The organism is uncultured Catenibacterium sp. (assembly GCF_900540665.1).
GTDB lineage: Bacteria > Bacillota_I > Bacilli_A > Erysipelotrichales > Coprobacillaceae > Catenibacterium.
In genome coordinates this window covers 1-10,709 of record NZ_UQGV01000077.1, presented here as the reverse complement: position 1 = coordinate 10,709, position 10,709 = coordinate 1, and the positions used below count along the sequence as shown (strand labels likewise).

General features: G+C 33.0%; 13 protein-coding genes, 1 tRNA gene and 1 pseudogene. 11 read left to right on the top strand and 4 right to left on the bottom strand.

Annotated elements, in window-relative coordinates; genetic code table 11:
- A pseudogene (locus QZQ55_RS09400) lies at positions 1-112 on the bottom strand (nucleotidyltransferase); the annotation flags it as partial.
- 193 nt (positions 113-305) lie between these two features.
- Positions 306-1,685 (bottom strand): glycoside hydrolase family 1 protein, encoded by a 1,380-nt coding sequence (locus QZQ55_RS09395; protein ID WP_295092753.1) that lies wholly within the window; start codon positions 1,683-1,685, stop codon positions 306-308.
- 160 nt (positions 1,686-1,845) lie between these two features.
- Between QZQ55_RS09395 and QZQ55_RS09390 the strand changes: the two genes are divergently transcribed.
- From QZQ55_RS09390 to QZQ55_RS09375, 4 genes are all read left to right on the top strand, one after another.
- A complete protein-coding gene (locus tag QZQ55_RS09390) occupies positions 1,846-2,724 on the top strand; it encodes a MurR/RpiR family transcriptional regulator (protein ID WP_295092750.1) in 879 nt (292 codons plus the stop codon).
- Between the two features lie 178 nt (positions 2,725-2,902).
- The gene (locus tag QZQ55_RS09385) at positions 2,903-3,502 is read left to right on the top strand and encodes an ECF transporter S component (RefSeq protein ID WP_278548055.1); all 600 of its coding nucleotides are present in this window, start codon (positions 2,903-2,905) and stop codon (positions 3,500-3,502) included.
- A gap of 28 nt (positions 3,503-3,530) precedes the next feature.
- The gene (gene coaBC / locus QZQ55_RS09380; protein ID WP_295092747.1) at positions 3,531-4,715 is read left to right on the top strand and encodes a bifunctional phosphopantothenoylcysteine decarboxylase/phosphopantothenate--cysteine ligase CoaBC; all 1,185 of its coding nucleotides are present in this window, start codon (positions 3,531-3,533) and stop codon (positions 4,713-4,715) included.
- 2 nt (positions 4,716-4,717) lie between these two features.
- On the top strand, positions 4,718-5,494 hold the full coding sequence (locus tag QZQ55_RS09375) for a type III pantothenate kinase (RefSeq protein ID WP_295092744.1): 777 nt from the start codon (positions 4,718-4,720) through the stop codon (positions 5,492-5,494).
- Positions 5,495-5,826: 332 nt separating this feature from the next.
- On the opposite strand, the gene QZQ55_RS09370 is transcribed toward QZQ55_RS09375, so the two are convergent.
- Together QZQ55_RS09370 and QZQ55_RS09365 are read right to left on the bottom strand one after the other, a co-directional pair.
- Positions 5,827-6,033, bottom strand: a complete 207-nt coding sequence (locus tag QZQ55_RS09370; RefSeq protein WP_295092742.1) for a hypothetical protein — start codon at positions 6,031-6,033, stop codon at positions 5,827-5,829.
- Positions 6,030-6,308, bottom strand: coding sequence for a hypothetical protein (locus tag QZQ55_RS09365; protein ID WP_295092739.1), 279 nt, complete (start codon positions 6,306-6,308; stop codon positions 6,030-6,032). Before QZQ55_RS09365 ends, QZQ55_RS09370 begins: the two co-directional genes overlap by 4 nt.
- Positions 6,309-6,707: 399 nt before the next feature.
- Between QZQ55_RS09365 and QZQ55_RS09360 the strand changes: the two genes are divergently transcribed.
- From QZQ55_RS09360 to QZQ55_RS09330, 7 genes are all read left to right on the top strand, one after another.
- Positions 6,708-6,782: transfer RNA gene (locus QZQ55_RS09360), tRNA-Gly, on the top strand.
- Positions 6,783-6,903: 121 nt separating this feature from the next.
- A complete protein-coding gene (locus QZQ55_RS09355; protein ID WP_295092736.1) occupies positions 6,904-7,338 on the top strand; it encodes a LytTR family DNA-binding domain-containing protein in 435 nt (144 codons plus the stop codon).
- A 12-nt stretch (positions 7,339-7,350) separates the two neighbouring features.
- Entirely contained in the window at positions 7,351-7,764 is a 414-nt protein-coding gene (locus tag QZQ55_RS09350; protein ID WP_295092734.1) for a DUF3021 family protein, read from the top strand.
- A 4-nt stretch (positions 7,765-7,768) separates the two neighbouring features.
- A complete protein-coding gene (locus QZQ55_RS09345; protein ID WP_295092731.1) occupies positions 7,769-8,680 on the top strand; it encodes an ABC transporter ATP-binding protein in 912 nt (303 codons plus the stop codon).
- Entirely contained in the window at positions 8,677-9,564 is an 888-nt protein-coding gene (locus tag QZQ55_RS09340) for an ABC transporter permease (RefSeq protein WP_295092729.1), read from the top strand. Before QZQ55_RS09345 ends, QZQ55_RS09340 begins: the two co-directional genes overlap by 4 nt.
- Before the next feature lie 60 nt (positions 9,565-9,624).
- The gene (locus tag QZQ55_RS09335; RefSeq protein ID WP_295092726.1) at positions 9,625-10,251 is read left to right on the top strand and encodes a YdcF family protein; all 627 of its coding nucleotides are present in this window, start codon (positions 9,625-9,627) and stop codon (positions 10,249-10,251) included.
- Positions 10,252-10,293: 42 nt separating this feature from the next.
- Positions 10,294-10,629: a DUF3784 domain-containing protein gene (locus QZQ55_RS09330; RefSeq protein ID WP_295092756.1), complete on the top strand. Its 336-nt coding sequence runs from the start codon at positions 10,294-10,296 to the stop codon at positions 10,627-10,629.
- Positions 10,630-10,709 lie beyond the last annotated feature (80 nt).

Here is a 10,709-nt window from a genome sequence, read left to right as displayed (position 1 = left end):
TAGAATAATCCATAATGATTTCACCATTAGGTCCAACTGGTTCTAACTGCTTGATGCCTCCACCAAAACGTGAGCCGATCCCAGCAGCCATAATAACTAAACTTGTTTTCATTAGATACCTCCACTTTTACCTTTTGTAAAAGTATTCAATCATTTTAACCAACGCCATAATACACTATTTATATTCGAAAATCAAACTATTACAGTTAATCCACTTAATTTCATTAAGAAATTCTTAAGAAATTAGTATATTACTAAGATATATTATGGAAAAGAAAAAAGCCTCACGAATGAGGCTTAGGTTATTAGTCTAAATCTTCACCGTTAGATTTGAATGCTTTTGAAATCCAATAGAATGATTTCTTAGGAACTCTTCTTAAGTCTAATAGTTCTTCATCGGTTCTATTGACGTATACGAAACCATATCTCTTGGCAATCTGACAGCTAGAAGAAGGGATATCAATTGGACCCCAAGTGATATATCCTAAACAGTCAACACCATCTTCAAGAATGGCATTCTTCATTTCCTGAATATGATTACGATGATATTCAATTCTGTAATCATCATCTACAGTATCATTTTCATTTAGTGATTCTCTTGCACCCATACCATTTTCTAATACGAAGCAAGGTAGATCATATCTTTCACTTAAAGTATTCATTACCCATCTAAATCCGATGGCATCCTTTTCCCAGCCCCATTCAGTTGCTTCAAGATGAGGGTTCTTCACAACATGCTTTGATACAATATCATTGAATGGTGTTGTCATATCAAATTCACCTTCAGTTAATGTATTAGAACGATAGTAAGAGAAACATAAGTAATCACAAGTGTACTTTAATAAATCTTCATCGCCGTCTTCAAATACTGGGAACCATCCTCTGTTCTTTAAGTAAGCTGTATAATATCTAGGATATTTGCCATTAGCCTGTACATAGCATACCCAGTCATTTACTAAATCATAAGCCTTTTGACAGAATAAGTTATTCTTAGGTGTGTCTGTTGCAGGGTAGAAGTTAGTAATAGTGGTCATACCACCAAACTTAGCATCAGGTACGAGTTCTCTTAAAGCCTTAACAGCCTTACAATGAGCAATCATAACATTATGTGCAACCTGATAAAGGTGTTCACCTCTTGATTTTCCTTCAGGAATAATATCAGCATTTGAATAGAATAATTCACATGAATGTAGGTTCTGTTCATTAAATGACATCCAATGTTTTACTCTATCACCAAAACGTTCCATACAAACTCTTGCATAACGTTCAAATAAATCAACAACCTTACGTGATGCAAAACCATTATATTCCTTTACTAAATGGTAAGGCATATCAAAATGAACTAATGTAATCATTGGTGTAATACCATTCGCAATTAATTCATCAATTAAATTATTATAGAACTGTACACCTTCTTCATTGATTTCATCATCTCCATTAGGAATAATACGACTCCAGCAAATAGAGAATCTATAGAAGTTGAATCCCATTTCCTTCATTAACTGAATATCTTCCTTATAACGATGATATTCATCGATTGCGACTTTCCAGTCTGCATGTCCTTCTGGAGTAGGTCTTACATCATAGATTGATAAACCCTTTCCGCCTTCATCCCAGGCACCTTCTGTCTGGAATGATGACACTGAACCACCCCAGAAAAAATCTTTTGGTAATTTCTTTTCCATTTATTTTTCCTCCTCTATGGTACAATCTTATTTTTACATAACCGTTTTAAGAAGTAAATATATGCAGATATTAATTTATTTTTGCTTCAAAAAAGAGTGTTCAAAATCAAGTTTATTGAAAAAACGTTTCATGATATAATCTAAAATAGGTGATGAAACAATGAGTATAATGACACAACTAGAATTCGCATTAGATTTCACACATGCTGAAGTGGAAATCGCCCATTACATATTAAATCATGGAGAAGATGTATTGAATTTATCAATTAAGGAATTAGCAAAAAGAACGTATACTTCTCCTGCGACAATAGTTAGACTATGCCGCAAACTAGGATTAGAAGGATATAATGACTTTAAAATCAAGTATTCAGCAGAACTACAATATACACTTACTAAAACCAAAAGAATCGATGTTAACTTCCCTTTTGGCCCAGAAGATAACTACCCACAGATTGCCTATAAACTCGGTACAATGAGTAGAGAAGTGATTGAAGATACAATTAAACTAATAGATTTTGATGATTTGCGTAAAGCGATAGAACTTATGAACCAATATGAATCTATAGATATATATGGAAATGGTAATTCGATGTTGGAAGCTTTAAGTTTTCAGCATAAGATGACCCGCATTGGACGCAATGTTAATATTCGTACACTAGAAGGAGAACAGATTTTTCTAGCTTATAATTCTAGCCCTAATCGTCTTGCGATGATTCTTTCTTATTCAGGAGAAACAGCTGAAATCATTCGTATTGCCCAGACTTTAAAAGAGAAGGGGACAAAGATGATTGCAATCACTTCATTAGGAGATAATCAGCTCTCTCACTATGGTGATGTCATCTTGAGAGTTGGTTCAAGAGAAAAGATTTTTACTAAAATTGCACCTTTTGCCTCTAATCTTTCTATGGAATATATTTTAAATCTCATCTTTTCATGTATATTCCAACGTGATTATAATCGAAATCTAGAGAAAAAAGTGAATTATGATAAGACAAAAGATGCCAGACATCCAGCACGTTCCCCAGTTAATGATATCTAATAGGAGGGCGTTGATTAATGAAATGTAATGCTTTTCATTTAGAAAGAATCAGTATATAATGGTTTTGCTGTGTAGGATATGCCCTGTGGCTACCTATTTAGGAGCTAACTTAATATTCTGCTGGCAAAATTTATATTTACGTCATATTGCGACAAGCAAATGATAGTGGAGGAAACAAATGAATAACAAAAAAACGAAGAATCTTACTTTACTTGCATTATTTATTGCGATTGAAGCAGTGATGGTCATGGTACCATTTTTAGGATTTATCCCTATTGGACCATTAAGAGCCACTTTACTTCATGTCCCAGTTATTATTGCAGCAATTGTATTAGGTACTAAGCAGGGATGCTTGATTGGTCTTGTATTTGGTTTATCTTCATTATTAATGAACACAATGCAGCCAACAGTGACATCTTTCGTATTCTCACCATTTATTAGTGGATCAGTGCTCAGTGCAGTTATTGCGATTGTACCAAGAGTTATGATTGGATTTGTATCAGGGTCGGTATATCAGTTGATTAAGAATAAACAGCAGACTATTGCGACAGCAGTCGCTGCTTTCCTAGGTGCTCTAACAAATACAGTATTAGTATTAGGTGGTATCTGGGCTTTATTTGGTACATCTTATGCCAAGGCTATTGGGCAGGATGCAAGCAAGCTTGGAAGTTATTTCTTAGCAGTATCAAGCACACAGAGCTTACTTGAAGCTTTTGTAGGTGTTGTTATTGTGGTAATTGTCACAAAACCTCTCTTCGCTTTAATGAAGCGTGGATAATCTATAAATGAAAAGAGGGTATTAATAGATGAAAAAATTGATTATAGGGATTACGGGTTCTATTGCAGCATTTAAGACTGTACAGTTCATAAGTGATCTAGTGAAAGAAAAATATGAAATTGAAGTGATGCTCACTCCAAGTGCAACAAAGTTTGTAACGCCAACTTCTATTTCTGCTCTCACAAAGAAAAAAATATATATTGATGTCTTTGATGATGATCCTGGATGTATTACACATGTAGATATTGTCAAGGATGCTGATTTATTTATGATTGTACCAGCAAGTGCAACAACCATTGCAAAATGTGCGAATGGTATTGCAGATAATATGTTGACAGCTGCTTTTCTAGCTGCAACATGTCCTAAACTCATTGCACCAGCAATGAATGTACATATGTATGAAAATAAAGCGACACAGCGTAATATCCAGACTTTAAAGGATGATGGTGTCTTATTTGTAGAACCTGCTGTAGGTCTTCTTGCATGTGGTGATACAGGTAAAGGTAAACTTGCTGATTATGATCATCTTCATTTAATGATGGAATATGCACTCAGTGATCATCCATTACAGGGCAAGAAAGTTTTGGTTACTGCAGGGCCTACTCAAGAAGCTCTTGATCCTGTTCGCTTCTTGACAAATCATTCATCTGGTAAGATGGGCTATTCCATTGCACGTGCTGCTTTTGTATTAGGTGCACAGGTTAGATTAATTCATGGACCTACATCTTTAAAGCCAGTGCCTTATATTATCAATCAATCTATTACAAGTACCCAGGATTTATTTGAATGTGTAAAAAGACATCATACACATTATGACTATATTATTATGTCAGCTGCAGTAGCTGACTATACACCTGTAGAAACATCTACAGAAAAGATTAAGAAAAATGACAATGAACTTATTCTTAAACTAAAAAAGAATCCAGATATACTTGATTATATAGGGCATCATCAAGTTGAACATCAAGTGATATGTGGATTTGCGATGGAAACACAAGATTTAATTGAAAATGCATCAAAGAAATTAAATAAAAAACAATGTGATCTGATTATTGCGAACCATCTTAAAACAGAGGGTGCAGGATTTCAAGGTGATACAAATGTTGTTACTATTATTACTCAGGATTCTATGAAGGATATCGATAAGATGTCTAAATCAGATCTAAGCTATATTATCTTAAAAGAATGTATGAAAATAGGAGCTAAGAAATAAGAATGCTATTGGTTATAGATATCGGTAATACAAACATTACTATTGGTGTTTACAAAGAAAATCATTTGGTAGGTCGATTCCGTATGACAACACGTATGGAACGTACTTCAGATGAATATGGCTTAATGCTTCATTCATATCTTCAGGCATCTCATTTAAATATAGAAGATGTTAAGGATGTCATTATTAGTTCAGTTGTACCAAAGATTAACTATTCTTTCTCAAGTTCTATTATTAAGTACTTTCACATCAGACCTCTTTTTGTTGGGCCAGGTGTGAAAACAGGCATCAATATTCAAATTGATCATACATCTACACTTGGTTCAGATCGCTTAGTAGATGCAGCAGGGGCTTATTATACATATGGTGGTCCGTGCCTTGTTATTGATTTTGGTACTGCGACTACTTATGATGTTATTACAGATAAAGGTGTTTTCATCGGTGGAGTGATTGCACCAGGTATCGGTATAGAAGCAGGTGTTCTTTCTTCTATGGCTGCTCAGCTTCCTGAAATTGAATTAGTCAAACCACAGCGTATTATTGCGAAAAATACAGTCACTGCAATGCAGGCTGGGGTAGTATATGGCTATATCGGGAAGACTGAATATATTATCAAGAAGATAAAAGAAGAATTTGGCCAGAATATAAAAGTAGTTTCTACAGGAGGCTTAGGTAAACTTATTGCGAAAGAAACTGACTTAATTGATATTTATGATCAGGAACTTACATTTAAAGGTTTGAAAATCATATATGATAAGAACAAGAAGGATCGTCACTGATCCTTCATTTTTTTCCTAAGGTGAAAAGTTAAATTCCACTTTAAAAAGAAACGAAAACAATGTGGAATTTAGTCGTTCAGGATTATATTTTCATAAGAATATCGGATATTCTTTTTGTTTTAGGAATGGAACCTAATCATTCGTACACTAGAAATGAGGTTTTAACGTCATGAATCATGGTATTTTAAGGCGCAATAAAGCTATGGAATTTCGTTCATTTTTTCGAATGTAAGACTAAATTCCACTTTATATACATGTAATATTGTCAGTCTGCATCCCATATTTCATACATTCTCCGAATGATTTTAGTTATCTTCTTTTAATAAATATAGTTATAAAATGATTTCATCATTTTCTATTTTCTTAATTCCAAACTCTATGAATTTCTTGTATAAATCTGGATTCAGGAACTCCATCATCTCCAGCGGAGACTTTCTCTTCAGGTTCTCCTTTGGCTGGGAATTGATGTGGGATACCATGAGGTTAGCCTTCTCCTGTGAATCAAGGCCAAATACTTTGAAATTCGTCTTATATATCATATCTTCTTGTGGTTGTTCTCTAGACTTCCTTTCTGGCATGATGCCATAGGATTACAGTAAAAGACATGAGTTTGCACACTGCCATCATTATCTTTTTCCAGTCCTTCTACATCTGAGAATTCAGAACCTCTATCCGTCTTGATTACTTCCACCTCCTTTTTGAATAAATCTTCTCCTAATATTGATTCGAGAAGGTCTAAGCCTTCAACCATAGCCTTTGCAGTCTTCTCTTCATGGTATATGAAAGAGTAAGACAGGAACTTAAAAGTCTGCATGAACGGACCGCTTTGTAAATTGTAGACGGTATCTATCTCGACGATACTAACGTTGTCATTATCGTCAGTATATGAGATGAAATCCTTATAGGTGCGCCCCGATTAGGAACTTTCTGTCTTCTCCTTTTGTATTTGACAGAATCCTTCTTTGATATTCTTCTTGTTTTGACTCTTAGATTAATGAAGCTAGTATAAATTTAGTGCTAGTCAAATAGAGAAAATATCTAAAAAAAGAATTGAAAAACATTCGAAAGAAAGTGAAAGACTAAATGCAACTTTGACCCGCCTAATGTGGAATTTAACTTTTCACTTTAGATCCTTCGTTTTTTTTCACAAATCTTATTGACACATATATTATTGTTTGGTATTATAAATGAGCACTCCTCGAGTGTTAGTGAGGCCGCATTCGTATAATGGCTATTATATCTGCTTGCCATGCAGAGGACGCCGGTTCGACTCCGGCATGTGGCTCCATTGAAATCAACTAGGCTTTGGCCTAGTTTTTTTGTATCTTATACAATCATTTCTACAACTTAATTGGATATGATATTTATAGACATTATATTATGGTATCATTTTTGTAAGGGAGAAAAATATGAAGACAAGAATTGAATTGATATCTGGAAATCAAAAAGAAGAAGTTGTCATTAAATGCCATCAGATAACAGATGAAATACAAAATATAATCTCTTCCATAGAAAATGAAAAGAGAATAATAGGATACAAAAGGGAAACTGCCTATCCATTGAATATGAATGATATATATTATTTTGAAATAGTTGATCAAAAAGCATTTTTATATTGTGAAAATGAAATATATGAATCAAAGATGAAACTATACGAATTTGAAAAAGAAACAGAAGGCACATCATTCTTTAGAGCATCTAAATCACTAATTATTAATGCTGATAAGATTGATGCTATCAAACCTTCCTTATCAGGGAGGTTTGAAGTTGTACTAAAAAACAAAGAGAAACTCATAGTATCTAGACAATATGTACGTGTACTTAAACACATGATTGGATTATAAGGAGGATGAAAAATGGATAAAAATGAAATGATACATACAATAACTATTCAATATTTTGTGATTTATACATTATCAATGTTTGCGACAATCTTGTTTTGTTATATAGATCAGTCTCAAATAAAAATGCTTCCTGTATCTTATTTAGGAGAGGTGGCAGTCTTTTCTTTTCTTGCCTGCCTTCCTACGATTATCTATTATTCTAAGTCTCAAAATGTATTAGTGAAGACTATTCTTCATACAACACTCTTAGAAATCATTCTTTTAATTGCTGGATATCAAATTGGGATGTATGAGGATGTCTTAGGAGGATTACTTTTCTCTTTCACAATACTTGTAGTAGATATTTTAGTCAGACTATTTAATTATTTAAATGATTGCCATCTTGCAAATGAAATCAATAAAACTCTTAAGAGTAGAAAAGGGTGAATGTATGAACAGTATTGAAATTAAACATCTTACTAAAAGTTTTGGTGATATTAAAGCAGTAGATGACTTAAGCTTTAGTGTAGAAAAGGGGACTTTCTTCTCTTTTTTAGGTATTAATGGTGCTGGTAAGAGTACTACTATTTCTATGATATGTGGTGAACTTACAAGTGATGCAGGAGAAATATACATTGAAGGCAAATATATTAAAACACATATGGATGAAGTAAGAACTACTATAGGTGTTGTTTATCAAACTTCTGCATTAGATGATGTGCTCACTGTCTATGATAATTTAAAATATCGTGGGGCTCTCTATAATATCACAGGAGAAAATTTAAAAAGAAGAATTGAAGAATTGTCTTCTTTATTAGACTTCAAGGATTATTTAAAAAAGCCTCTTAATAAGCTATCAGGAGGACAAAGAAGACGTATAGATATAGCTCGTGCTCTTATTCATGAACCACAGCTTCTTATACTAGATGAACCAACGACAGGTCTAGACCCTCAAACAAGAAAGATTTTATGGAAGGTTATTAATGATTTAAGAAAAGAAAAACAAATGACAGTCTTCCTCACCACACATTATATGGAAGAAGCAGCTGAAGCAGATCAAGTTGTTATTATTGATCATGGCCGTCAAATAGCTTCTGGAACACCACATGAATTAAAACAGAAATATGCTTATGATTATTTAAATATCTATCATGTAAAAGAAGAGGACATCAAGTCTTTAGGACATCCATATACATATAATAAGGATCATTACACAATCCGTGTCAATCATCCGGGTGTTGTGAAAGAAATGATTCTTCAAAAACCAGAATTATTTAATGACTTTGAACTAGTAAAAGGAAGAATGGATGATGTCTTCTTAAATGTAACAGGAAATAAACTTCCAGGAGGTGAACAATCATGAGACAACTTTATCATCTCACATTAAGACATACAGTATTATTTTTTAAGGATAAAGGACGCTTCTTAACAGCTTTGATTACACCAATAGTCTTAATTGTCTTATATATGACATTTCTAGGGACTGTTTATCATGATTCGCTAGATAGTATAGTGAAATACTTTGATGTTTCCCAAAATACTATTGATGCTTTTGTGAATGGTTATCTCTTTTCATCATTACTTGCAGTGAGTTGTGTCACAGTATCATTCTGTTCAAATATGATTATGGTACAAGATAAAGCAGATCATAAAATAAAGGACTTACTTATAGCACCTGTCAGTAAAACAACATTAGCTCTTAGTTATTTTATTTCTACTTTACTCATCACTATGATTATTAATATAACTGCTTTACTTGCATGTTTTATTGTATTAGGTATAAGTCACTTTGTCTTACCAGTAAAAGATATATTATATTGCTTGCTAGATATCTTTTTGCTTACTTTGTTTGGTGCTTCTTTATCATCTATTATTAATTATTTCCTTACAACACAAGGTCAGATTTCAGCTGTTAGCAGTATTGTGAGTGCAGGATATGGTTTTTTATGTGGCGCTTATATGCCCATATCTCAATTTACACCTACAGTACGTGCTATTATTAAGTTCTTACCAGGAACTTATGGAACAGCACTTATTCGTAATCATTTATTAAGAAATTTATTTCTAAAACTTGGTACAAAAGTTCCTGTTAATGTAATGAATGAAATCCATCAAAGTTTTGATACATCATTTACACTTATGGGACATACAATTACAACGAGTATGATGTATCTCATTATGATTGGAACATGTTTTATTTTACTGTTTGTATATATTTTATTGAATCAATTCAAAAAAGATATGTAAAATTGATGTAATTTGATACATAGGATTGAAAAATATGGGAAATAGTTTAAGATGTTTTTTGTGGAGGAATTATTAAGTATTACCATGAAACTCTTAAAGAAATTAATCATTCTTATTGCGTTAGTTATTGTTTATGTATTTTCTAATGCAGTAAGTATTTATATATATAGTTTTAAAGATGAAGCAAGAATTGCAGATGTTGCGATTGTCTTAGGAGCATCTACATACAATGGTCATGCTTCACCTGTTTATCAAGAAAGAATTAATCATGCTGTTGTTTTATACAACAAGCATTTAGTAAAGAAGATTATTACCACTGGGGGATATGGAAAAGGAAATCCTGTGAGTGATGCCTATAATGCAAAGCTTTATGCAATCAGTCAAGGTGTACCAGAAGATGATATTCTTACAGAAGACCAATCAACAGTCACTTTAGAAAATTTAATCAATGCGAAAAAGATAATGGATGTCTATAATTATCAAACGGCGTTAGTTGTAAGTGATCCATTACATATGAAAAGAGCGATGCTTCAGGCAAAGGATGCAGGCATTACTGCCTATACATCACCAACGCAATCTTCTAGATATCGCACAAGAGATACCAAGTTTAAGTTCCTTAAACGTGAAGTAACCAATTATATCGGTTATAAATGGTATCGTCTCTTTAAATCCCTTATCAAAGTATGATAGAATAGTATCAAGGGTTGAAGGGAGTTGTTTGTTGTGTTTATGATTAATACAGGATGTATATGCTGTACAATTCTCGCATTAACATTCTTGTTTTATTATATAGTTTGTTCATGTCTAAAGGGATTAGGGGTTTATTGTATCAGTGCATTTAAGGATGTACCTCGTGAAGAAAGCCATTATTATGATAAGAAAAGAATCAGCCGTGCTCAAAGAAGTGCATTTAAGAAATGGTTTATTATATTAAGTGTAGGTGCCATACTTTCCTATTTTATTAGTCAGTATTTTGCATATATTGCGATTGGACTATGGGCAGTCATATTCTTTAAAGATATGTTTGTGAAAAAAGAGAACTTATTCAGAAACTATCGTATCTAATGGCCTATCAGGCCATTATTTTTTTGAACCTTTAATTTTTAAGGGGGGGTCAATAAAAAAATCGCTTTAAATTATTGGGG

Coding starts and splice junctions, on each gene's coding strand:
- QZQ55_RS09395 (WP_295092753.1), bottom strand. CDS start 1,685: ATGGAAAAGAAATTACCAAAAGATTTTTTCTGGGGTGGTTCAGTGTCA.
- QZQ55_RS09390 (WP_295092750.1), top strand. CDS start 1,846: ATGAGTATAATGACACAACTAGAATTCGCATTAGATTTCACACATGCT.
- QZQ55_RS09385 (WP_278548055.1), top strand. CDS start 2,903: ATGAATAACAAAAAAACGAAGAATCTTACTTTACTTGCATTATTTATT.
- coaBC (WP_295092747.1), top strand. CDS start 3,531: ATGAAAAAATTGATTATAGGGATTACGGGTTCTATTGCAGCATTTAAG.
- QZQ55_RS09375 (WP_295092744.1), top strand. CDS start 4,718: ATGCTATTGGTTATAGATATCGGTAATACAAACATTACTATTGGTGTT.
- QZQ55_RS09370 (WP_295092742.1), bottom strand. CDS start 6,033: ATGATATATAAGACGAATTTCAAAGTATTTGGCCTTGATTCACAGGAG.
- QZQ55_RS09365 (WP_295092739.1), bottom strand. CDS start 6,308: ATGCAGACTTTTAAGTTCCTGTCTTACTCTTTCATATACCATGAAGAG.
- QZQ55_RS09355 (WP_295092736.1), top strand. CDS start 6,904: ATGAAGACAAGAATTGAATTGATATCTGGAAATCAAAAAGAAGAAGTT.
- QZQ55_RS09350 (WP_295092734.1), top strand. CDS start 7,351: ATGGATAAAAATGAAATGATACATACAATAACTATTCAATATTTTGTG.
- QZQ55_RS09345 (WP_295092731.1), top strand. CDS start 7,769: ATGAACAGTATTGAAATTAAACATCTTACTAAAAGTTTTGGTGATATT.
- QZQ55_RS09340 (WP_295092729.1), top strand. CDS start 8,677: ATGAGACAACTTTATCATCTCACATTAAGACATACAGTATTATTTTTT.
- QZQ55_RS09330 (WP_295092756.1), top strand. CDS start 10,294: ATGATTAATACAGGATGTATATGCTGTACAATTCTCGCATTAACATTC.